Source organism: Pacificoceanicola onchidii (assembly GCF_004804335.1).
GTDB classification, from domain to species: domain Bacteria; phylum Pseudomonadota; class Alphaproteobacteria; order Rhodobacterales; family Rhodobacteraceae; genus Pacificoceanicola; species Pacificoceanicola onchidii.
Map to the genome: position 1 here is coordinate 554,380 of NZ_SRXY01000003.1, position 22,294 is coordinate 576,673.

Consider the following 22,294-nt stretch of genomic DNA (forward strand, 5'->3'; position numbering starts at 1 on the left):
CGGAGCCCCCACAAATGCCTGTTGTCCTTGCCCTTTTCGGTGCCATCCTGATTGCCAGCCTGATCCTCGCCCCACGCCGGGCCAGCGTGGAAGGCTTCTTTGGGGGACGCACGCAAAGCGGCGACGCGCCGGGTCTTTGGACCCTTGTGCTCAGTCAGGTCACCACGTGGATTTTCGCCCGCTCTTTGATGAATTCCGCCATTCTGGGCTATTTCTACGGGGCGCCCGGCGTGCTGGCCTACACCGCCTATTACGGCTCTTTCCTCACCGGCGGTTTCATCGTGGCGCGGCTGCGAGCCCAAGGCGCGCGCAGCGTTCAGGACTGGCTCGGCGAGCGCTTTGGACGCATGGGGCAGGGCACCTATAACCTCGTCATCGCCCTGCGGCTTTTGTCGGAAGTCTTCGCCAACCTGCTGGTTGTCGGCCTGATCTTCGGCGCGCTCTGGGGAGGCACCGACACCGCCGCGATTGTCATTGTCGCGGTTCTGGCGCTGGCCTATTCCGCGTGGGGCGGGTTGAGCGCGGCGCTGCGCACGGATGTTTTGCAAATGGTGCTCTTTCTGGCGGTTTTCGGCGCGGCGCTGATCGCGCTTTTCCTGACGCCGGGCTTCTCGCTTGGCGCAGCGCTGACCGCTTCGGGCACCTCGGGTGCCTACAACGGCTGGGTTCTGCTGGCCGTGGCGGCGCTGCAGGTCTTCTCCTACCCGGCGCATGATCCGGTCATGATGGACCGCGGTTTCCTCGCTGATGAGAAAACCACCAAGGCCTCCTTCCTGCACGCCTTCTGGATCTCCGCCTTGTGCATCTTCGGCTTTGGCCTCTTCGGCATCGAAGCGAGCCTGCAAGGCGCTGAGTACGAAGGACAACTGATCGGCACCTGGGCCGGTATGTTCCCGGCTTGGGTGTTCGCGGCGCTGATGCTCTCGCTGCTTGTCTCGGCGCTCTCGACGCTGGATTCAGCCCTGTCTTCCGCCGCCCGTCTGGTGGTCGAAGAATTGCACCTTGCCCCCCGCAGCCTTCTGGGCGGGCGTCTTGCGATGATCGCTTTTGCGCTTGCGGGTACGGCCCTGACCCTCTGGGGCAGCCAGAGCCTGTTTGACGCGGTGGCTGTCAGCGGCACGGCCAGCCTCTTCCTGACGCCTGTGCTGATCGGCGGTCTGGTGCTGCGCCGCACCATTGCACCCTGGGCCTACATGGTCGCCTGGGGCGCAGCGATGCTTGGGGCTGCGGCCTACTTCGCCCGCGCCACGCCATGGATCGCGGCGCTCCTGCCGGAGGGGCACAAGTACGAGCAACTCCTTGCCATCTGTATCGTCGTGCTGATCACCGGTTTCGCCGCTGTGCTGATCAGTGCCCGCAGGGTTGCGGCGGTGCCGCGCGGCTGATACCCCTCGGCCCGAATTCACCACTGCAAGGGCGCTTGGGGGCAGCATTGACGGAAACGGCACTTTCTCCGCGTCTTGAAATCCGCAACCTCGTGCGAAACTTCGGCGGATCGCCGGTTGTCGACGATGTCTCGCTGGCGATTGATCCGGGTAAGGTCATGTGTCTGCTGGGCCCGTCAGGCTGCGGCAAGTCCACGACGCTGCGCATGATCGCTGGCGTCGACATGCAGGACAGCGGAACGATCCACGTAGACGGCGAACTGGTCTGTGACACGGTGTTCCGCGTACCGCCCGAACGCCGATCCATCGGGCTGATGTTCCAGGATTTCGCACTGTTTCCCCATCTGACCGTAGGCCAGAACGTGGCCTTCGGTCTGAGCGGAAGCGGCGCGGACAAACGGCGCCGCGCCCAATCCTTGCTGGATCGCGTTGGGCTGGTGCGTTTTATCGACGACTATCCGCATCAGCTGTCCGGCGGGGAGCAGCAGCGCGTGGCCTTGGCGCGCGCCCTTGCTCCGCAACCGCGTGTGATGCTGATGGACGAGCCGTTCTCTGGCCTCGACAACCGCTTGCGCGACGGGATCCGGGACGAAACGCTGGACCTGCTCAAAGAAGAAGGCGCCAGCGTCCTTCTGGTGACCCATGAGCCGGAAGAGGCGATGCGCATGGCGGATCAAATCGCCCTGATGCGCGGCGGGAAGATCGTCCAACAGGGCGCGCCATACAACATTTACAACGCACCCGTGGATCGCGAAGCGGTGTCCTTTTTCAGCGATGTCAATGTCTTGCGTGGCAAAGTTCAAGGTGCTCTGGTCGATACGCCCTTCGGCGCATTCCTCGCGCCCGGATTCGAAGACGGCAGCAACGTTGAGATTGTCTTCCGCCCGCAGCACGTCAGCATCGATTTCGACAGAAACGGCAAAGGCCCGAATGCGACCGACATGGCCGGAACACCCGCCCGCGCCACCGTCGAACGGGCGCGGTTCATGGGATCAGAGAGCCTTGTGGAGTTCCGCATGGACTACGACGGCTCTCTTTTGCATGCCACGGTGCCGAACGTCTTTCTACCCGGCTCAGGCACGCCGATGTGGCTCACGGTTCGCCGCAATAGATGCTTTATTTTCAAAGCAAAATCATAGGCTTTCGCGTCGATCTTCAAGTTTTGCGTGAAGATTATCCAGAATGGCCACACGAATGCTGGAGGCCAGCCCGACCTCGGGGTCACGCGCCTCATCGATCCGCGCTGCCAACTCGTTGATCGCCACACCTTCGGCTTTAGCCATGGCGCGGAATGCTGTCCAGAAAGCGTCTTCCAAAGAGACCGACGTGCGATGCCCGCGCAGCGTCAGGGACCGTTTGACAGGCCTGCCGCTCATTCCTTCTCGTGCCCGTCCAGATCCCGGTTTTCCTTTTCAAGGCGGGCCTTTGCGAGCGTTTTCTCAGCCTTGGACACACCGTGTTTTGCGGCATTCTCATCGCCCGCGCGCCGCTTGTCTTCGCGCGTCTTGCGTTTGCGAAACTGGTTCAGGTTCACGACATTGCTCATGGCAACACCTTAACGCAAAACAGGCCCGGCGAAAGGCCGGACCTGCTGTTTCTTCTTGGTGAAATCCACCAGAACCAGATTTGGGATCAGTCCTTCGGACCGATCATCTGCTCGGGGCGCACAACCTTGTCGAAGGTCTCTTCGTCCACGAAACCCAGCGCAATCGCCTCTTCTTTCAGCGTCGTGCCGTTCTTGTGCGCCGTCTTGGCGACCTTCGTGGCGTTGTCATAGCCGATGGTCGGGGCAAGCGCCGTGACGAGCATCAGGCTCTCCTGCATCAGCTTCTGGATGCGCGGCTTGTTGGCTTCGATGCCCATCAGCATGCGCTCGGTGAAGCTGTCCGCCACATCGCCCAGCAGTTGGATCGACTGGAGCAGGTTGTAGCTCATCATCGGATTGTAGACGTTCAGTTCAAAGTGGCCCTGGGAGCCGGCAAACTTGATTGCCGCATCGTTGCCCATCACGTGCGCTGCGACCTGCGTCATGGCTTCGGCCTGCGTCGGGTTCACCTTGCCCGGCATGATCGAGGAGCCCGGCTCATTCTCCGGCAGGATCAACTCGCCGAGGCCCGAGCGGGGCCCGGAGCCGAGGAAGCGGATGTCGTTGGCGATCTTGTACATCGCGCCCGCGACAGAGGCCAAGGCGCCGGACATGAAGACCATGGCGTCATGGGCGGCCAGCGATTCGAACTTGTTCGGGGCGGTGACAAACGGCAGGCCGGTGATTTCGGCCATGTTGGCCGCAACGGTCTCGCCCCAGCCTTTCTTGGTGTTCAGGCCGGTGCCCACGGCGGTGCCGCCCTGTGCAAGCTCATAAATGCCCGGCAGGGCCATTTCGACGCGCTTGATGCCATTGCGGATCTGCATGGCGTAGCCAGAGAACTCCTGGCCAAGCGTCAGCGGCGTCGCGTCCTGCGTGTGGGTGCGGCCGATCTTGATGATGTCCTTGAACTCTTCGGACTTGGCTTCCAGCCCTTCGGCCAGCTTGGTCAGACCCGGCATCAGGACATCACGCACCATCATCGCGGTGGCGATGTGCATGGCGGTGGGGAAGGTGTCGTTGGAGGACTGGCCCATGTTGCAGTGGTCATTGGGGTGGACCGGGTCCTTGGAGCCAATCACGCCGCCCAGGATTTCGATCGCGCGGTTGGCGATGACCTCGTTGGAGTTCATGTTGGACTGGGTGCCGGAGCCGGTCTGCCAGACCACCAGCGGGAAGTTGTCGTCAAACTTGCCTTCGAACACTTCGCCTGCGGCCTGTACGATAGCATCACCCAGCTTCGCATCCAGAGCGCCGGATGCCATGTTGGCCTGCGCGCAGGCTTTCTTGATCACGCCCAGCGCGCGCACGATGGCGACCGGCTGCTTTTCCCAGCCGATGGGGAAGTTCATGATCGAGCGCTGCGTCTGCGCGCCCCAGTATTTCTCGGTGGGCACCTCAAGCGGGCCAAAGCTGTCGGTCTCGGTACGGGTTGCACACATGGGGGTATCCTCCTCGCCAGAGCTGCAAAATCAAAGCTGCACTTCTCTTAACGCACGGAAAGAGAAAGACAAGGCGGTATACCGTTGGATACCGTTAACATTGGAGCAAAGGTCCCGCGCGAATGGACGCAGGCGGGCGGGTTTACTTGCGGAACCGGTCGAGGCTGACCACTTCGGCGTCCTGATGCACCGGTTCAGGCGCGTCATCGCCGCCGCCGGGGCCGTCATCAGGCGGCGTGTCGTCGTCTTCCTCGTCGTCCTGGCTTTCGAAGCGCAGACCAAATTCGACAGACGGATCGACGAAGGTTTTGATCGCGTCATAGGGGATATACAGCCGCTCCGGCGCATCGCCAAAGTTGAGCGATACCGCGAAACCTTCGTCCGAGACATCAAGATCGTCGAACCAATGCTGCATGACCACCGTCATTTCGCCGGGATAGCGATCCGAGAGCCAATCGGCCAGTTCGGCGTCCGGATGACCGGTGTCAAAGGTGATGAAAAAATGATGCTCGCCCGGCAGGCCATTGTCCCGCACGTCCTCCAGCACCTCCTGAATCAGACCACGCATGGCGCGGTGCATCAGTCGTCCATAGTCGATCCCGTCAGACATCCCCGGAGCCTTCTTTTGTTTTGTCCTCAGCATATTGAAACTGACGCTGAGGAAAAGGGCTGTTTTCTACAGCAGCGCCCCCAATCCGGCCAATCCGGCACAGACCGCCACCGCAAGCGGCACCGCGCCCGGCCTTATCCACAGGATGCCTGCCGCTAGGGCGATAAACAGCAGAGGCGCGGCTTGTAAAGATGTGAAATCGGGCAGGCGTCCCAGCGCCGTGTCCTGCTGGCGCGAAAAGAGCACGCCCAGGGCAAACCACAGCGAAAGATTGGCAATGACGCCCACAACCGACGCGGTCACGGCCTGCAAAGCGCCGCGCAATCTGGGCCGGGCCAGCAAGGATTCGAGATGCGGCGCACCGGCGAAGATCCACAAGAAGCAAGGCAAGAAGGTCATCCAGAGCGTCAGCGCTCCGGCGGTCAGGGCAAGGCCCGTGCCGCCCTGCGCCGCCCCGCTCAACATGCCGACAAATTGCGTCACGAGGATCAGCGGACCGGGCGTTGTCTCGGCAAGGCCCAGCGCGTCGATCATCTGCGGGGCGGTGAGCCAGTTGCGCGCCTCGACCACCTCCTGCGCCATATAGGCCAGCACCGCGTAGGCGCCGCCAAAAGTGACCACCGCCAGCTTGCCAAAGAACAGTGCCAGATCGAGCAGGAAAGTCTGGCCCAGCGCATAGAGGACGGGCAGGGGCGCGAGCCAGAGGATGGCAAAGACAACAAGCGTCTGCCACGGCGTTGTGCCTGCTGTGGGCGTTGTCTCGTCATTATGGTTGGACGCAGCAAAAGCGCCCCAGACCGCCGCCACCGCTATCACCAGAGGAAATGGCAAGGACAGGCTGTAGAGCGCAATAAAAGCGCCAAGCGCCAGCAGGCGGTCTGCGTTGGTTTTCAGCGCCTTGCGTGACAGCCGCCAAAGCGCTTGGGCGACGATGACAAGCACGCAGGCCTTGATGCCAAGCAAGGGCGCCTGCGCCGCCGGAGTTGCGCCGTAATGCGTATACAGCAAGGCCAGAAGAGCAATCACCAATGCGCCGGGCAAGACAAAGAGCAGCCCAGCGATCAACCCGCCCGGCACACCGCGCAAGCGCCAGCCTGCATAGGTGGCCAGCTGCATGGCTTCCGGGCCGGGCAGCAACATGCAAAACGACAGCGAGCGCAGGAACTGCTCTTCGCTCAGCCAGCGGCGCTCTTCGACCAACTCGCGGTGCATGACAGCGATCTGCGCGGCGGGGCCGCCAAAGGACAGCAGCCCGACCTTCAGGAAGGCCCCGAACAGAGTGCTGAGCGGAATCGGGGTCAGGTCAGGCACGGGCGAATCCTCCGGCCCGCTGCGCGCAGGCGTCATGGGTTTCCGTATAGCCGTCGCGCGCCCAGCGAAAGAGCGCATCATAAAGCGGCAGACCCGCCTCACAGAGTGCGTTGTCATCCGCATATTGCCTCGAAAGGCCGATGGAAACGGCCAGCAATCCCACTGCAACCGGATGGTCTTCGGGCCGTCCGGAATCGGCGGCGCGGATCACGTCGGCCATACGCGCCAGCGGTGTGTAACGCAGACCGAACCGGGCCAGCATCGCGTCAAAGCTGCAGTGATCGCCGGTATGGGTCAGCGCCACTTCGGGCACATCGAAAGGAATGGCGTTCAGGCGTCTGGCCGCTTCTGTCACCTCGGAGGGCGCAACATAGAGCACCTGTGCAGCGGGATCGACAAACCGCCGGATCAGCCAGGGGCAGGCGATGCGGTCGATCCGGGGGCGATGGCGGGTGATCCAAAGCGTGCTTTGGGGCAGGGCGCTCTCTGCGACAACCGGCCCGTCTTGCGCCTGCCATTCGGCCATTCCGCCGCCGAGGTATTCTGCCCTGTGCCCCTGCGCCCGGAGCCACGCGGCCACCCCCTGGCTGAGCTTGAGACCTTTTTGGCAGATCACAACGGCAGGCCGTCCGCCCAATCGCTCCGGCAAGGATTCAAGCGCCCCATGGGCATGGCGCAGGGCCGTGGGCAGGCGCACCGGGTTTTGGGCCACGTCTTCGGGAATGCCAACGTCGATCAGGACCGGACAGTCCGGCAGGCCGATCTTGCGCAGGAGTTGCGGGGCGGTGATTTCATTGGGTGCAGGCATAAGGCATCCTTCCATGAATGGAGTAACAAGGATGCGACGCTTGGGCCTGAGCCTCATGGGGCGCGGTCGCCTGCCCCATGGGTATATGGTGATCTGCTTAGGGCGCTGATGTCAATGGCGCGCTCAGAACAGCACCCTGCTGATTTCCCGCAGGATCTTTTCGCGGATCGCGCGGGCGTAATCGCGGTAGCCCCGTGCGGTTTCGACAAAGCCGTCGCGCGTGATCAGATGGCGTCTATAGAAGTTGGTTACCGCCACGCCCATGCCCTCGATGGCCAGTCCGTTAATGGTGATCCGAACCCGCTGCGCCTGCGCGCGCATCTGGCGCACGTCCGCCCCGGCATTGGGAGTGCCATCACCGGAGACGTCAATCACCCGCCTGTGGCAATCGGGCACCTGCTCAAACCGGCGCATGGCAAAGCGGATAGCCTCGGCGGGGGCGGTGTCGGACAGGGTAAAGGCGCGCTCCAGCGTCTCGACCCGCGCCGCGAAATTCGCCACATGCAGAGCGCTGCGCATGCGGGCCCAGTCGATGCTGACCTCCTGCTTGTCAGCGCCGGACCATTGGATGACGCTGAGCGCAATTTCGTCGCGCACCAGCGTCTCCACAATCTCCGGATCACGCAGCGCGAGGGCAAGGCCATCCTTCTGAATGCGAAACTCGCCCACGTCTACGGATTGCGAGACATCCATGGCCAGGATCAACGCGGTCTGGCAGGCCTGCGCTTTGGTGGCAAAGAGAAGACTGGCGAGGAAAATGCGGAGCATTTCGCCAACCTGCTGTGATGCGGAGGGGCGGTCAAGTCACGACCGCGTTCCACGGGCCCGGATTGGCGGCAAGCAGCCAACAGGCGGGCAGGGCTTCGAAGGCAAACCAGAGCGTGGCTTTGCGCAGCGGCGGCTTGTCGAGCACGATGGAGAGCAACCGGCCAAGCGCAGCGCCCGCATAGGCGACACCGAGCATGGCATAGGCCCCGGACGCGCCGGTGATCAGGCAGGCCAGCCCCATAATGACAAAAAGCCCGCCCGCAGAGGCGCGCAGTTCGCTCAGGCCCATGGTCGTATCCGCCAGCTTGAAGTCCAGCGCCTCGGCGGTATAGCGCGGCGCAAGGAAGCCGAACAGACCCAGCGCGATGGTCAGCAGGGCGATGGCGCTGTTGATGAGGTCGATCATGGGGCGTCTCTCCTTTGCCGAAGCAAGCTGGCGCAGGTTCGGGGGAAGTCCAGCGTTTTTGGCGCTGTCTCCATGCGCATCATGTTTCGGCAGGGGGAGTAAGTGCAGGTTTCTGTTGCCAGGTACCTGCGAACCCCGCCTTACGCGGCTAGGCGCAAGGACTTAGATTTCGATCTTGTTACTGCTTACGCAGCAACTGCGACCGGAGCACGATTGTCGTTTGCAATTGTACTTTGTGAACCGATAACGGTGGTATCTCACCGGGACAAAGCTACATCTTTACGCGTTCGTCGATCCTATTTCGGCCCCATGATCCTCAAACGAAGGATGTTGGTGGAGCCGCCGGGTACCGCCCCCGGGTCCGATCCGTTTATTACATGCGCGTTTATGCCCATAGTCCCCGAGGGAACGACTTGAATATAGGGACGTTGGGATGGGGGTTCAAGCGATTACAGGGGCCGGACGGGAATAACAGGCCGCGTCCTGGACCCGATCCGGGACGGGGTGGTTCCATGCCGACTGCAGGCCAAAGGCGCTACAGCGCCAAGTCCAGCATCACCGGCACATGATCCGACGGCTTCTCGCGCCCGCGCACGTCTGATTGGATCTCGCAGGACACCATCAGATCGGCCGCCTGCGGCGTCAGCAGGAAGTGGTCGATCCGAATGCCGTTGTTCCGCTGCCACGCCCCGGCCTGGTAATCCCAGAAACTGTAATGCCCCGGCCCCTGCGTCCGGGCGCGGAAGGCTTCGGTGAAGCCGAGATTGACGATCCGGCGAAAGGCCTCGCGGCTCTGGGGCCGGAACAGGGCATCTTCGGTCCATTGCTCCGGTTTGGCGGCGTCTTCGGCCTGCGGGATGATGTTGTAGTCCCCGCCCATCAGGGCCGGCATCTCATCGGCCATCAACGCGCGCGCCCGCGCCTCCAGCCGCTTCATCCAATCCAGCTTGTAGGCGTATTTGCCCCCTTCCACCGGGCTGCCGTCCGGGTTCAGCTCCACCGGATTACCGTTCGGCAGGTACAGCCCGCAGATCCGGCAGGCGTGGGTCTCGCCCATGACAGTGGCCTCGATCCAGCGCGCCTGTTCGTCGCTGTCGTCACCGGGCAGGCCCCGGGTGACGTCTTCCAGTGGCAGTTTGGACAGAATAGCGACACCGTTGAAGCTCTTCTGACCATGGGTTTCCACATTATAGCCGCGCTCTTCGAAGACTTCGCCCGGAAAGGCCTCATCGACCGACTTGATCTCCTGGCATAGGATGACGTCGGGGTGCGCTTCATCGATCCAGTCGGTGAGAGCGTTCAGGCGGGCCTTGATTCCGTTGATATTGAAAGTGGCGATTTTCACGGGCGCAGTCTCCTGATGTCAGGGGCTCAAACTCCCGAACTTCTGCCCTCGGCACAAGTCCGAAAAACGGCAAACACGCGCCGGGCGCCCGTGAATTTGCCGGGCCAGACCCCGCGCGAGTCGCGCTTTCAGCCATGCGATTCGCGACTTTGCAACTTTGCAAACCCCCGTTGCGTTGCAAATTTCGAAACTATCCACAGAAAAAAATTCTCTGGGGATAACTCAGATAGTGAAGCTAAGAGACGTCAGTGTGACGCGGATTTGATGTGAATACTTTCGGTATTAATCAACTTTAACAAGAATTAACTTTTTTGCAAACGCGTTTTCCGGGCAACTCGAAAGGGCATACCACGCAACCCCTTCGAGGAACACGAAAATGACCGCACAACGTAAGCACAGCACCCTTAAAGAAATCCTTTCCAACGACCGCACAAACAGCGCATTTGACGGCGACGCCGTCGAAAGCTGCATGTCCTGGTCCGGCCCTTCTGGGCACGACATGACCTCAGGTGACGCTGTTGAGAGTCTGATGTCCTGGTCCGGTCCCACCGATACTCGTGCAGAAAATGGCGACGCCGTCGAGAGCTTCATGAGCTGGTCCGGCCCGAAAGCCACTTCTGCCGAAAATGGCGACGCGGTTGAGGCCTTCATGAGCTGGTCTTCCCCCGAAGGCACCCGCGCCGAAAATGGCGACAACGTCGAAGCCTTCATGTCCTGGTCCGGCCCGAAAGCCACCGCTGCGGAAACCGGCGATGCGGTTGAGGCCTTCATGAGCTGGTCTTCCCCCGAAGGCACCCGCGCTGAAAATGGCGACAATGTCGAAGCCTTCATGAGCTGGTCCGGCCCGAAAGCCACCTCTGCCGAAAACGGCGACGCGGTTGAGGCGTTCATGAGCTGGTCCAAGCCCGAAGGTACGCGCGCCGAATCCGGTGACAACGTCGAAGCCTTCATGAGCTGGTCCAAGCCGACCCGCGCCTGATCCATGCAGATACCCGGGCGGGGCGGGTTGCCGCCTTGCTGGTCCACCCAATGAGGAGAGCCAACCCATGAGCAATGTTATCCAACTGGCCGTCCCGTCCCGGATCCTGCCCTTGGAAGCGCGGATCACCGCGCTTCTGGGTCTCTTTGCCGAACACCGCCGCACCGGCGATGACGTGTTCTGGCTCAAAGAGAACGGAGAGATGCTGAATATCCTGCAAAGCACGGGGCTTCCTGTGCCCGGCGAGGCGCTGGCCGTGCATGCAGGATTTTATGCAAATGCCGCCAAAAGGCTGCAATTCTTTCCACAGTATTATCGTTTCCTGCTTAGCCTTGCTCTGGATCTAGAGGATCTGGGCATGCCGGGGCAGGAGGCTGAAAAGATGGTGCACTACGCGGCTCAGGAGGGGCTGGTCGATGCAGAGATGTCCGACCTGCAGCGCGCGGAAGCGCGTCGCCTGATGACGCGCCGTGGCGTCGACCCTGTTCGGGATACAAGGCTAGACGACCGCCTGCGCGCTTTCGTAAGCAGGACAAAGACCTTTGCCCTGCCCAACAAGAAAGCGGCTTATGAGCTGACCCATATCGTGTTCTACCTTACCCAATATGGCCACCGCCAAGCGGACCTCGGCCCGGACGCCGTGACCAGCTTGCATTTTGCCGGCCTGACCGCTTTTCTTGACCAGAACGCGGACCTATTGGCAGAGATCTGCATCGCGATGCGGTTTCTGGGGGAAGTTCCGCCGCCGGTCTGGACAGGGTGGCTGCGCCGCGAGACCGCGGCCTTTACCGTGGAGGAGGGCGAGACCGTGTCGATCAATGACAACTACCACGATTTCCTGATCTGCAACTGGCACGAAGCCACCTGCGGCGGCGAGGCATTCCGCAAGCCGCTCTCGGGTGGGCGCATGCGGTTTGAAAAACAGCCGCATCACGCCGCCGCGTTGCGCGAGATTAGCCAGGCCATGCTGGCGCTGGATGATGCGCGGGTGGGGGACTGGTCCATCATGAAACGCCGCATGGCAGACACCGTATCCGAAGAAGCGCTTGGCATGTTGGAAGTCGCCGCCACCACGAGCGACCATTTCGAAGCCTATTTTGAAGGGTTCGCCCGGGCAGGGACCCAATGAACCCCTCGGTCACAGGCGCCGTTCTGGCGATCCTCTTCACCGGGATGATCGCTGCCGCTGATGCCATCACCAAGCTGGTGGCCGGCAGCTATGAAGCGCCGCAGCTCTACGCCCTTGCCGCCGCCTTGGTGGCGCTCATGTCCTTTGGCGCATCGAAAGCCAGCGCCGGTGAAAGCCTGCGGATAAAATCCGTCAAGCCCATGATCTTGCGCACGATTCTGACGATCATCGCGGCGCTCGCCTTCTTCCAGGCATTCCGCCATCTGCCCTTTGCGGATGTGTTCCTGTTCATCGGGTTGATCCCGCTGATCGCAGCGGCCCTGTCCGGCCCGATCCTTGGCGAAGCGCCGCGCCCCGTGGCCTGGCTTGCGCTGACCATCGGTGCCTGCGGCGTTGTCTTCCTGATGCCCGGCGGTCTGACCGGCGCGCAGGCAGGGCACGTTTGGGCGCTTGTTGCGGCTTTCAGCGGCGCGGCCTCCATGTTGCTGGCACGGGTGATTGCCAAGGTCGAGCGTGTGCCGCTGGCGCAGGTCTTCTGGCCCAATCTCGGCCTTGCCGTTGTCATGGCGCTGGCACTGCCCTTTGTCTGGAAACCGATGGCTTTCATGGACATGATCTGGATAGTGGCCTACGCGGGATTCCTGTTTGGCGCGCGGTATGTCTCCGCCGAAGCCATGCGCTTCCTGCCAGCCTATGTGGCCATGCCGGTGATGAACGTACAGTTTGTCTGGATGGTGGCGATCGGCATCTACGCCTTTGGCGAAATCCCGAGCTTTGGCACGGTGATGGGCGTCATGCTGGTGATCGCCTCGGGCCTCTACCTCGTGGCCGAGGAGACGATTGCAAAGGCAGGCTCGCAAAACGCCTGAACCCCTTCACGCACTACATGAGCCGCTCCTTGCAAGGGGCGGTTTTCATGTGTGAAAATCACATTGAGAAAGAGGTGCCGCAGCCGCAGGAACTGGTGGCGTTCGGGTTCTCGATGACAAAGCGCGCGCCGATCAGCTCTTCGCTGAAATCAATCACCGCGCCAGCGAGAAACGGCAGGGACACCGGGTCCACGACAACGCGCTGACCATGGCCTTCGAGCACCATGTCCTCGCTTTCGGCATCATCGAGCCGGATGTCGTACTGAAACCCCGAGCAGCCGCCGCCTTCGACAGCCACGCGCAGCGCCTTGCCCTCGTCCCCGGCGCCGATCTCGGCAAGCCGTTCAAAGGCGCGGTCCGTTACTTTCGGAGGGAGCTGCATCGCGGCGATCCTCTTGCTTTCAATCAAATCAGGCTTGGAATATATGGGCGCAAGGGACAGACGACAAGGATAAGGTTGACATGCGTGCAGAGTTTGCTTGCGAGCCATCAGGGGCGCGCGGTCGTCTGATCGTAGAAGAGGAAAGCGCCTTTCGCTCCTGTTTTCAACGGGATCGGGACCGGATCATCCACGCATCCAGCTTTCGGCGGCTCAAGCACAAGACGCAGGTGTTCGTCGAGCACGAGGGCGATTTCTACCGCACCCGCCTGACGCATAGCATCGAGGTGGCGCAGGTCGCGCGCACCATCGCCAATGCACTGGGCCTGAACACCGATCTGACCGAAGCCGTGGCGCTGGCGCATGATTTGGGGCACACGCCGTTTGGCCACACCGGCGAAGACGCGCTGCACGCGCTCATGACGCCCTATGGCGGTTTTGACCACAACGCCCAGACGTTGAGGATCGTGACCAAGCTCGAGTGCCATTACACGGAGTTCGACGGGCTGAACCTGACCTGGGACACGCTGGAAGGCATTGCCAAGCATAATGGTCCGGTCGCAGATCCGATCCCCTATGCCTTGGCCGAATACAACGCCCGCCACGATCTGGAACTGCACACCCACGCCAGCGCCGAAGCGCAGGTGGCGGCGCTGTCGGACGATGTGGCCTACAACAATCACGATCTGCAGGACGGTTTGCGGGCCGGGCTGTTTTCGGAGGCGGACATCTACGATCTGCCGATCATTGGTGCGGCCTATGACGAGGTCGATCGGCTCTATCCGGACACTGACGCTTACCGGCGGCGGCACGAGGCGCTGCGCCGGGTTTTTGGCGTGATGGTGGCGGATCTGATCGACACCTCGGCGGGCAAGCTGAAGGAAAGCGGCGCGCGTTCTGCGCGGGACGTTCGCGAGCTGGGGGGGCCGGTTATCGCGTTCTCCAAACCCATGTGGGCCGATCTGAAGCAGATCCGTGCTTTCCTATTCAAGAACATGTACCGCGCCCCCAGCGTGATGGAGCAGCGCGCCAAGGTCACGCAGGTCGTCGAGGCGCTTTTCCCGATCTACATGGCAGACCTCACGCTTCTGCCGCAACGCTGGCACGGTGAGGCTGAGGCGGCGCAGGATGATACGGCGCGCGCGCGGCTTGTGGCGGATTACATCGCCGGGATGACGGACCGGTACGCCCTGCAACAGCACGCGCAATTCACCGGGACAGATATTCTGCACGACGGCATTTGATCGGCCTTGGTGCAAAACGCTCTTTATTCTTCCACGCTGCGCAACTTATAAGTGTCCAAATCCGAAGGTGACCTGCGGTAAAGGGCAGTGCGCCAGAGGCGGGTGCGTGATGGTGGGGCGGCGTGTTCAGCGTGTCGAGATTCAAAGGCCAGACGGTGTTTGTTGCCGGGGTCGAGCATCCGCTCGGTGCCTCGCTGACGCGTCGGTTGGTGGGCTTCGGGGCCAATGTGGTGGCTCTGGGCGAAGAAGAAGAGGCGCTGTGGCGCTTGGCGCAGCGCTGTAATGGCTCAGTTGAAACGCTTGGGCTTGGGCGCGGCTGGCGCGATGTGCTGCGGATCTTGCAGGACTGCTGGGCCGATGAGCCGGTGCATCTTTTCGTTGATCTCTTCCCGATGGCCGAGGCAACCAGCATGGCCGAAACCCGCGATGTCTTCTCCCGCAGCGCCGCGCTGGCCGCCGCCCTCGTGCACGGTATGCGGGCAGGGGAGGCGCGCGCGGTGCTCTGCTTTCCGGCGGCCCAGGGCGGCACGCCCAACCGCGGCACCCGCGCGGCCAGCTATGCGGGCATGGTGGGTCATTTCGGCAAGGAATGCGCGCCGGGACGCTTCCATGGGTTGAAGATCGAAGACGCGGGCAACAACTGGTCCGACGCCGCGCTGGTTTCTGCCGGGGATGCGGTTTTGATGCTTTGCCATCCGATCTCGCGCGGGGTGAAATCCGGCACGGTGCTGAACTGGGCCCCTTGACCCATCGTCAATAGAAAAGCGCTTTGCCTTCAAGCCACTTGCGGTATGGTCTGGCGAAACGTGCGCGGTCAGGACGGGGTTCGACGAATGGCAATCAGCGAAGCAGCAACCGGGCTCGCCCCGGTTCTGGCGTTTTCCCTTGTGGGCGCGCTGGGGGTTGGCAGCCAGTGGCTGGCATGGCGTCTGCGCCTCCCGGCCATTGTCCTGATGCTCGCCGCCGGGCTGATCGTCGGGCCGGTCCTGGGCATCCTGAACCCGGCGGAACAGTTTGGCGACATGCTCTCACCCATGGTGGCCATCGCCGTGGCGATCATCCTGTTTGAAGGCGGTCTGACCCTCAATTTCCATTCCTTGCGCGATGCGGCCACTGGGGTGCGCCGCCTTGTGATTGTCGGCGCGCCGCTTGGCTGGCTCGCCTCGACGCTCACCTTGCATTACGTGGCGGGGTTGAGCTGGGCCAGCTCTGCGGTCTTTGGCGGCATCATGATTGTCACCGGCCCCACGGTGATCGCGCCGCTGCTCAGGCAGGCGAAACTGTCGAAACGCCCCGCCGCCCTGTTGCAATGGGAAGCCATTGTGAACGATCCGGTGGGCGCGCTGGCGGCTGTGCTCGCCTTCGAGGTGGTGATCGTCATGCAAACCGCCACGGGCGTCGGCCATGCGATCCAGCTTCTGGCCTTGGGCATCTTGATTGCCACGGTGCTTGGCGTGGCGGCGGGCTGGGGCATCGTTCGGGCCTTCCGCCTTGCCTATGTGCCTGAATACATGAAAGTTCCCGTGTTGTTTGTGGTGTTGATCGGGGTCTTTGCCCTGGCCGATTCCGTCCTGCACGAAAGCGGGCTTCTGACCGTGACCATCATGGGCCTCTGGATCGCCAACGCCGATCTGCCGAGCTACACCGAACTGCGCCGTTTCAAGGAACACGCCACGGTCCTGCTCGTCTCGGGCGTCTTTATCCTCTTGGCCGCAGGCATGAGTTTTGACGTACTGGCCACACTCGACTGGCGGGCAGGGGCCTTTGTTCTGGCGGTGATCCTGCTGGCCCGGCCTTTGCCGGTTCTTGCCTCGCTCGCCTTTACCGATGTGCCATGGAAAGAGCGGGCGCTGGTGGCCATGACCGGCCCGCGCGGCGTGGTGCTTGTGGCAGTGGCCGGGCTTTTTGGCGAACGGTTGGCCACGCTTGGCGTGGAAGACGGCGCGCGCATCGCGCCGCTGGCCTTTGCGCTCGTCGCTGCCACCGTTGTCCTGCACGGTTTCACCCTGACGCCGCTCGCCCGCGCCCTTGGCCTGACCGCCAGCAGCGCTCCGGGCGTCATGATCCTTGGTGGCTCACGCTGGTCCGTGGCCCTCGCCGGGGCGCTGAAGAAAATGGACCTGCCGGTGATCATCGCCGATCCCAATCACGGCCATCTGCGCGCCGCGCGGGAAGCGGGGATCGAGACATGGTTCGGTGACATTCTGTCGGAGGCGGCGGAGCACCGGCTGGAACTGGCGGCGTACGAAAAGCTGATCTGCGCCACGGACAATGACGCCTACAACACGCTTGTGGCGACGGACCTCGCGCCGGAGTTCGGGCGCGAAAACGTCTTCCAGCTCAAACGCGTCAAACAAACCAGCACGCGCCACGTCCTGCCAGCCACGCTTGGCGGGCGGACTATTGGCGCGGATGAGACCTATCTTGAGGCCAATGCGCGGCTGGCGGATGGCTGGGAGTTCCGGGTCACAAGCCTGAGCGATGAGTTTTCTTTGGAAGATTGGCGGGAAACCAATCCCGAAGCGATCCTCGTCGCGACCCTCGGCCCCAAAGGCACGCTGCGTTTCCTTACGACGAAAGACACACCAAAACCCAAGGATGTGGCGCGTTTGCTGGCTTACAGCCCCATGCGCGAAGAGCGGCGGGACGCGCAGGCCGGCACAAGCGCGGGTCAGGCATAGAGGCCATTTGACCCCGCCCATCAAAATGATAGAGGAGGCCCCAAGAGTCTGGAGCCTGACATGAACCTCTTTACCGATATCCGTACCCTTGTGATTGCTTCGATCGAGGCGATGCAGGCGGCGGGCGATCTGCCCGGCGATCTGAACCTCGGCCCCGTGACGGTCGAGCCGCCGCGCGATCCGCTGCACGGCGATATGGCGACCAACGCCGCGATGGTGCTGGCCAAGCCCGCCAAACAAAAGCCGCGCGATATTGCCGAAGCTCTTGTGGCGCGTCTGGCCGCAGATGAGCGCGTGGCAAGCGCCGAAGTGGCAGGCCCCGGCTTCATCAACCTGCGGCTGGCGCATGGCGTCTGGCAGGCGCTGCCCGGTGCGATCCTCAAAATGGGCAATCAGTTTGGTCGCTCCGCCATGGGCGCGGGTAAAAAGGTCAACGTCGAATATGTCTCCGCCAACCCCACCGGGCCAATGCACGTCGGCCACGCGCGCGGCGCGGTGGTGGGGGATGCCATCGCCAGCCTGCTGGATTTCGCGGGCTGGGATGTCACGCGCGAGTATTACATCAACGATGGTGGCGGACAGGTCGACGTGCTCGCCCGCTCTGTCTACCTGCGCTATCTCGAAGCCCATGGACAGGAAGTCGAGTTTGTCGATGGCACCTATCCGGGCGACTATCTCGTGGCCGTCGGGCAAGCGCTGAAAGAGAAAGTCGGCGACGACTATCTCGACAAAGGCGAGCAGTACTGGCTGCAGGATGTCCGCGAGTTTTCGACCGACGCGATGATGGCGCTGATCCGCGCTGATCTCAAAGCGCTCGGCGTTGAGATGGATCACTTCTTCTCGGAGAAATCGCTCTACGGCACCGGCAAGATCGAAGCGGCGATTGACAGCTTACGGGACAAGGATCTGATCTATCGCGGCGTTCTGGAGCCGCCCAAAGGCAAAAAGCCCGAAGACTGGGAGCCGCGCGAGCAAACGCTGTTCAAATCCACCGCCCATGGCGACGATGTGGACCGGCCGATCATGAAATCGGATGGCGCGTGGACCTACTTCGCCCCGGACATCGCTTATCACTGGGACAAGGTGCAGCGCGGCTATGATCTGTTGATCGACATTTTCGGCGCGGATCACGGCGGCTATGTCAAACGGATGAAAGCGGCGGTCTCGGCGCTCTCGGACGGGCAAACGCCGCTCGATATCAAGCTGATCCAGCTTGTGAAGCTCTACAAGAACGGCGAGCCGTTCAAAATGTCCAAGCGGGCAGGGACCTTTGTCACCCTGCGCGACGTGGTGGATATGGTTGGCCCCGATGTTGCGCGCTTCCACATGCTGACGCGCAAGAACGATGCGGCGCTGGACTTTGACTTCGACAAGGTGGTCGAGCAGTCCAAGGAAAACCCGGTGTTCTATGTGCAATACGCGCACGCGCGGATCTGCTCGGTGCTGCGAAAGGCGGCAGAGCAGGGGATCGACGTCTCTGACGCGACCCTGGCCGATGTGGACCTTTCCGGCATGACCCATACGGCGGAACTGGCGCTGGCGGGCAAGCTGGCGGAATTCCCGCGTCTTATCGAGATTGCGGCCAAGGGCAACGAGCCGCACCGCGTCGCCACCTACCTGAGCGAGCTGGCTGCGGAACTGCACGGACTGTGGAACCGGGGCAACGATGAGCCGGCCTTGCGTTTCGTGCAGGACGATCCTGCAACATCGCAGGCGAAGATCGCGCTCGCACGCGCCACGGCGGTTGTTATTTCCTCCGCTTTGGGTATTTTGGGCGTGACTCCGATGCAGGAAATGCGCTGACCAACAAGCGCAGCTGATCGGGCAAAGGCAGAGCAGTGGATCCGGACGGCACGCACCGTTCGGACGAGACGAGGCGAAATGACCGATCACAGCTATCACGGGGCCGCACCTGCGGCTCCTGTCGGAAGAAGTGCAGGCTCCATGGCCAATATCGCCGGGGCGGTGACCTCGCTGGCGCTTGTCGTTGGCGTGGGCGTGTGGGGCTATCAAACCTTGGCACGCGACGTCTCCGGCATTCCGGTGGTGCGCGCCACGGGCACACCGATGCGCATCGCGCCGGAAAACCCCGGCGGCACTCTGGCGGATCATCAGGGTCTTGCGGTGAACGGCGTGGCTGGCAGCGGGTTGGCTGCGGGTCCGGCGGATCGTCTGGTTCTTGCGCCGCGCCCGGCCGGGCTTTCCGAGGAAGACGTGGCGCAGGGCCTTCTGGCCAATATCGCCCCGAGGCAGGACGCGCCGCGTCCGGTCGCGGTGATGCCCGCACCTGAATTGCGCGCGCCGGAACCGGCGCAGCCGCTGGCCCAGCCCGGTGATCCTTTGCAGGCACTGGCCGAAGAACTGGCCGCAGGCGCCGCGCCGCTGAGTGATCTCGCCCCTGGCGAGGACAAGCCGGTGACCGCCGCCGTCACGCCAACTGCGCCCGTCGTCGAAGAGACCGGCTCCGCGCCGAAACCCGGCCCCGGCCTTGCGCGCTCGCTCCGGCCCAAACTGCGCCCGAGCACGATCAAGACCGCCTCTGTCGGCGCGGTTGCGCCAGAGGAAATCGCCGCCGCTGTGGCCGCCGCCGATGCCCCCGAAATCGAAGCCGCGAGCCTGCCTACCGGCACCCGCCTTGTGCAGATCGGTGCCTTTGACAGCCCCGAAAGCGCCCGCGCCGAATGGAAACGGTTGGAGGTGCGCTTTGGCGATTATCTCGACGGCAAGGATCGTGTGATCCAGAAAGCCAGCAGCGGCGGGCGGGTGTTCTACCGTCTGCGCGCCCATGGCTTTGCGGACCTCTCTGATGCCCGCCGCTTCTGTGCGGCCTTCGTGGCGCAAAACGTCGACTGCATCCCGGTGGTGACGCGGTGAGTTTTGGCGCGGCGATCCTCGGCTGTGCCGGGGAACGGCTGACGGCAGAGGAAAAGCGGCTCTATCGGGACACGAACCCGTTCGGCTTCATCCTCTTCACCCGCAACCTGAGCGATGCTGATCAAATCCGTGCGCTGACCGCTGAGATGCGCGAGAGCGTCGGACGGAATGCCCCCGTGTTCATTGATCAGGAAGGCGGGCGCGTGCAGCGTATGCGCGCGCCGCTTGTGCGTGACTGGCTGCCGCCACTGGACGACGTGGCGCGGTTTGGCGCGGATGCCGAGACGGCCATGTACCTGCGCTACGCGATCATCAGCCGCGAATTGCTGGCGCTCGGGATTGACGGCAATTGCTCTCCCGCGCTCGATGTGGCCCGCCCCGACACGCATGCCGTCCTGCGCAATCGCCTTCTGGGCGACAATCCGCGCGATGTGGTGCGGCTCGGCAAAGCCGTGGCGCTGGCGCATATGGATCAGGGCGTATTGCCGGTGATCAAACATATGCCCGGCCATGGGCTGGGCACGCTCGACAGCCATCTTGAACTGCCGCGTGTTGCGGCGGGTCGCGACGTGCTCGACAAGATCGACTTCGAGGTCTTTGCGCAATTCAACCAGTCGCCGCTTGGCATGACCTGTCATCTCGTGTTCGACGAGATCGACCCGCGTCCCGCCACCCTCTCTCCGGTCATGATTGACCTGATCCGCAGCCAGATCGGCTTCGAGGGGTTCCTGATGACCGACGACATTTCCATGGAAGCGCTTTCGGGCACGATCCCGGAACGCGGCTCGGCGGCGCTCGCGGCGGGCTGTGATGCGGTGCTGCACTGCAACGGCGATCTGGCGGAGATGCAGGCGCTCATGGCGCGGATCGGCCCCATGTCCGAAGCGGCGCAGACCCGCGCAGAGCAGGCGCTCAACCACCGCAAGGCACGCAATCCCGTTGACATCGAAACCCTGACGGCGGAGTTTGAGGCTTTGAGCCAACAGCACCCGCAATGAACGACGATCCCAGTCTCTTTGATCAACCCCAAACCGTAGAAGACCGCCTCGCTGCGGAGGCTTTGGTTGTGGATGTGGACGGGTTCGAAGGGCCGCTGGATCTCTTGCTCAACATGGCGCGCACCCAGAAGGTGGACCTGCGCAAGATCAGCGTGCTGGAGCTGTCCAAACAGTACCTGGCCTTTGTGGAGAAGGCGAAGGAGCTCCGGATCGAACTGGCCGCCGATTACCTCGTGATGGCCGCCTGGCTCGCCTTCCTCAAGTCGCGCCTGCTGCTGCCGCCCGATCCCACCGAGGAAGGCCCCTCGGGCGAAGACCTCGCCGCGCATCTCGCGTTCCAGCTGGAACGCTTGCAGGCTATGCGGCAGGCGGCGGCGCAGCTCATGGCGCGCGATCAGCTGGGCAAGGATTTCTTTGCCCGTGGCCTGCCCGAAGAGATGACCCGCGTGCGCAAGGTCACCTACACCGCCACGCTGATTGACCTGATGCAGGGCTATGCCCGCATTCGCACCCGTGACGAATTTCGCCCCTTCGTCATGGACCGAAACAATGTCTTTACCATGGAAGAGGCGCTCGACCGGCTGCGCGGCATGATCGGCTTTGCCGGGCAGTGGACCGATATCCAGAGCTATCTGCCCGAAGGCTGGGACGGCGATCCGGTGCGCTGGCGCTCGGCCACGGCGGCGACCTTTGCCGCCTCGCTGCAATTGGTTAAGGAAGGACATGCGGAGATCAAACAGTCCGATCTCTTTGCACCGATCCAGATGCGCCGACGGGAGAGCCCGCGTGAGTGACGATTTGCAAGCCGACGGGGACGAGACCCCGCGCGAAAGCCTTTTCGAAGCGCCGCCCATGGGCGAACAGGAGCGCATGGTCGAGGCGATCCTCTTTGCCAGCGCGGAGCCTGTCTCTGTGCGTGATCTCAACGATCGCATGCCGCACGGCTGTGACGCCGCCGAGGCGCTGGTGCACTTGCGCAAGCGCTATGAAGGGCGCGGTGTGCAGGTCACGAAGGTCGGGGATGCCTGGGCGATCCGCACTGCGGGGGATCTGGGCTTCCTCATGCAGCGCGAAACCGTCGAGCAGCGCAAACTCAGCCGCGCCGCCATCGAGACGCTTGCGATCATCGCCTATCACCAGCCCTGCACCCGCGCGGAAATCGAAGAAATCCGGGGGGTTGCGGTCTCCAGGGGGACCATTGATCAGCTCTTGGAGATGGAGTGGATCCGCTTTGGTCGCCGTCGCATGACGCCGGGCCGACCGGTGACCTTCGTGGTGACCCAAGGCTTCCTCGATCACTTCGGTCTTGAATCCGCGCGCGATCTGCCCGGTCTGGCCGAGCTGCGCGCCGCAGGCCTTCTGGAAAGCCGCGCCTTGCCCTCCGGCGCGCCGCAACTGGGCGAGGGCGACGTCGATCTGGACGAAGAAACCGACGAAGGTCAGAGCGAGCTCTTCGAGGACTGAAGCCTCCGCGACAACGG

The 22,294-nt window shown here is 62.8% G+C and carries 23 protein-coding genes and 1 other RNA gene; 13 read left to right on the forward strand and 11 right to left on the reverse strand.

Going from position 1 to position 22,294, the window contains the following annotated elements:
• The first annotated feature begins 14 nt into the window (after nt 1-14).
• Together E4662_RS10910 and E4662_RS10915 are read left to right on the forward strand one after the other, a co-directional pair.
• Nucleotides 15-1,385 carry an SLC5/6 family protein gene (locus E4662_RS10910; protein ID WP_136441557.1) on the forward strand — a complete coding sequence of 457 codons (1,371 nt, stop codon included), beginning with the start codon at nt 15-17 and terminating at the stop codon, nt 1,383-1,385.
• A gap of 47 nt (nt 1,386-1,432) precedes the next feature.
• Nucleotides 1,433-2,524, forward strand: coding sequence for an ABC transporter ATP-binding protein (locus E4662_RS10915; protein ID WP_240705168.1), 1,092 nt, complete (start codon nt 1,433-1,435; stop codon nt 2,522-2,524).
• On the opposite strand, the gene E4662_RS10920 is transcribed toward E4662_RS10915, so the two are convergent.
• From E4662_RS10920 to xth, 10 genes are all read right to left on the reverse strand, one after another.
• Nucleotides 2,519-2,761, reverse strand: a complete 243-nt coding sequence (locus E4662_RS10920) for a ribbon-helix-helix domain-containing protein (protein WP_136441559.1) — start codon at nt 2,759-2,761, stop codon at nt 2,519-2,521. The two genes, E4662_RS10915 and E4662_RS10920, sit on opposite strands and share 6 nt — an antisense overlap.
• Entirely contained in the window at nt 2,758-2,931 is a 174-nt protein-coding gene (locus E4662_RS10925) for a DUF4169 family protein (RefSeq protein ID WP_136441560.1), read from the reverse strand. The genes E4662_RS10920 and E4662_RS10925 overlap by 4 nt, the downstream gene beginning before the upstream one ends.
• Before the next feature lie 86 nt (nt 2,932-3,017).
• Nucleotides 3,018-4,412 (reverse strand): class II fumarate hydratase, encoded by a 1,395-nt coding sequence (fumC, locus tag E4662_RS10930; RefSeq protein WP_136441561.1) that lies wholly within the window; start codon nt 4,410-4,412, stop codon nt 3,018-3,020.
• A 142-nt stretch (nt 4,413-4,554) separates the two neighbouring features.
• On the reverse strand, nt 4,555-5,022 hold the full coding sequence (locus tag E4662_RS10935; protein ID WP_136441562.1) for an SspB family protein: 468 nt from the start codon (nt 5,020-5,022) through the stop codon (nt 4,555-4,557).
• A gap of 66 nt (nt 5,023-5,088) precedes the next feature.
• Nucleotides 5,089-6,324, reverse strand: coding sequence for a chromate efflux transporter (gene chrA / locus E4662_RS10940; RefSeq protein WP_240705172.1), 1,236 nt, complete (start codon nt 6,322-6,324; stop codon nt 5,089-5,091).
• Between the two features lies 1 nt (nt 6,325).
• Entirely contained in the window at nt 6,326-7,141 is an 816-nt protein-coding gene (locus E4662_RS10945) for a chromate resistance protein ChrB domain-containing protein (RefSeq protein WP_136441564.1), read from the reverse strand.
• Nucleotides 7,142-7,264: 123 nt separating this feature from the next.
• Nucleotides 7,265-7,909, reverse strand: a complete 645-nt coding sequence (locus E4662_RS10950) for a DUF1194 domain-containing protein (protein ID WP_136441565.1) — start codon at nt 7,907-7,909, stop codon at nt 7,265-7,267.
• A gap of 31 nt (nt 7,910-7,940) precedes the next feature.
• On the reverse strand, nt 7,941-8,315 hold the full coding sequence (locus E4662_RS10955) for a DUF4345 family protein (RefSeq protein ID WP_136441566.1): 375 nt from the start codon (nt 8,313-8,315) through the stop codon (nt 7,941-7,943).
• Between the two features lie 101 nt (nt 8,316-8,416).
• Nucleotides 8,417-8,764: a transfer-messenger RNA gene (ssrA, locus tag E4662_RS10960) on the reverse strand.
• 86 nt (nt 8,765-8,850) lie between these two features.
• Nucleotides 8,851-9,660, reverse strand: a complete 810-nt coding sequence (gene xth, locus E4662_RS10965; protein WP_136441567.1) for an exodeoxyribonuclease III — start codon at nt 9,658-9,660, stop codon at nt 8,851-8,853.
• Nucleotides 9,661-10,036: 376 nt separating this feature from the next.
• On the opposite strand from xth, the gene E4662_RS10970 reads away from it, so the two are divergent.
• The 3 genes from E4662_RS10970 to E4662_RS10980 all read left to right on the forward strand — a co-directional run bounded on the left by E4662_RS10970 (nt 10,037) and on the right by E4662_RS10980 (nt 12,637).
• Nucleotides 10,037-10,639: a DUF6749 family protein gene (locus E4662_RS10970; RefSeq protein WP_136441568.1), complete on the forward strand. Its 603-nt coding sequence runs from the start codon at nt 10,037-10,039 to the stop codon at nt 10,637-10,639.
• Nucleotides 10,640-10,706: 67 nt separating this feature from the next.
• Complete coding sequence (locus E4662_RS10975) at nt 10,707-11,768, forward strand: DUF6902 family protein (RefSeq protein ID WP_136441569.1); 1,062 nt, start codon at nt 10,707-10,709, stop codon at nt 11,766-11,768.
• The gene (locus E4662_RS10980; RefSeq protein ID WP_136441570.1) at nt 11,765-12,637 is read left to right on the forward strand and encodes a DMT family transporter; all 873 of its coding nucleotides are present in this window, start codon (nt 11,765-11,767) and stop codon (nt 12,635-12,637) included. The genes E4662_RS10975 and E4662_RS10980 overlap by 4 nt, the downstream gene beginning before the upstream one ends.
• A 58-nt stretch (nt 12,638-12,695) precedes the next feature.
• Here E4662_RS10980 and E4662_RS10985 read toward each other — a convergent pair whose 3' ends face one another.
• Nucleotides 12,696-13,019 (reverse strand): HesB/IscA family protein, encoded by a 324-nt coding sequence (locus E4662_RS10985; RefSeq protein ID WP_136441571.1) that lies wholly within the window; start codon nt 13,017-13,019, stop codon nt 12,696-12,698.
• An 80-nt stretch (nt 13,020-13,099) separates the two neighbouring features.
• Here E4662_RS10985 and E4662_RS10990 point away from each other — a divergent pair, with 80 nt between their 5' ends.
• The 8 genes from E4662_RS10990 to scpB all read left to right on the forward strand — a co-directional run bounded on the left by E4662_RS10990 (nt 13,100) and on the right by scpB (nt 22,277).
• Nucleotides 13,100-14,260 carry a deoxyguanosinetriphosphate triphosphohydrolase gene (locus tag E4662_RS10990; RefSeq protein WP_136441572.1) on the forward strand — a complete coding sequence of 387 codons (1,161 nt, stop codon included), beginning with the start codon at nt 13,100-13,102 and terminating at the stop codon, nt 14,258-14,260.
• Nucleotides 14,261-14,391: 131 nt separating this feature from the next.
• Nucleotides 14,392-15,006, forward strand: coding sequence for a hypothetical protein (locus E4662_RS10995; protein WP_136441573.1), 615 nt, complete (start codon nt 14,392-14,394; stop codon nt 15,004-15,006).
• Nucleotides 15,007-15,093: 87 nt separating this feature from the next.
• Nucleotides 15,094-16,941, forward strand: coding sequence for a cation:proton antiporter (locus tag E4662_RS11000; RefSeq protein ID WP_136441574.1), 1,848 nt, complete (start codon nt 15,094-15,096; stop codon nt 16,939-16,941).
• A 60-nt stretch (nt 16,942-17,001) separates the two neighbouring features.
• Complete coding sequence (gene argS / locus E4662_RS11005; protein ID WP_136441575.1) at nt 17,002-18,744, forward strand: arginine--tRNA ligase; 1,743 nt, start codon at nt 17,002-17,004, stop codon at nt 18,742-18,744.
• Between the two features lie 78 nt (nt 18,745-18,822).
• Nucleotides 18,823-19,815 (forward strand): SPOR domain-containing protein, encoded by a 993-nt coding sequence (locus E4662_RS11010; RefSeq protein ID WP_136441576.1) that lies wholly within the window; start codon nt 18,823-18,825, stop codon nt 19,813-19,815.
• The gene (locus E4662_RS11015; RefSeq protein ID WP_136441577.1) at nt 19,812-20,813 is read left to right on the forward strand and encodes a glycoside hydrolase family 3 N-terminal domain-containing protein; all 1,002 of its coding nucleotides are present in this window, start codon (nt 19,812-19,814) and stop codon (nt 20,811-20,813) included. The genes E4662_RS11010 and E4662_RS11015 overlap by 4 nt, the downstream gene beginning before the upstream one ends.
• Nucleotides 20,810-21,607 carry a segregation and condensation protein A gene (locus tag E4662_RS11020; RefSeq protein WP_136441578.1) on the forward strand — a complete coding sequence of 266 codons (798 nt, stop codon included), beginning with the start codon at nt 20,810-20,812 and terminating at the stop codon, nt 21,605-21,607. Before E4662_RS11015 ends, E4662_RS11020 begins: the two co-directional genes overlap by 4 nt.
• Before the next feature lie 58 nt (nt 21,608-21,665).
• Nucleotides 21,666-22,277 carry an SMC-Scp complex subunit ScpB gene (gene scpB, locus E4662_RS11025; protein WP_240705173.1) on the forward strand — a complete coding sequence of 204 codons (612 nt, stop codon included), beginning with the start codon at nt 21,666-21,668 and terminating at the stop codon, nt 22,275-22,277.
• Nucleotides 22,278-22,294 lie beyond the last annotated feature (17 nt).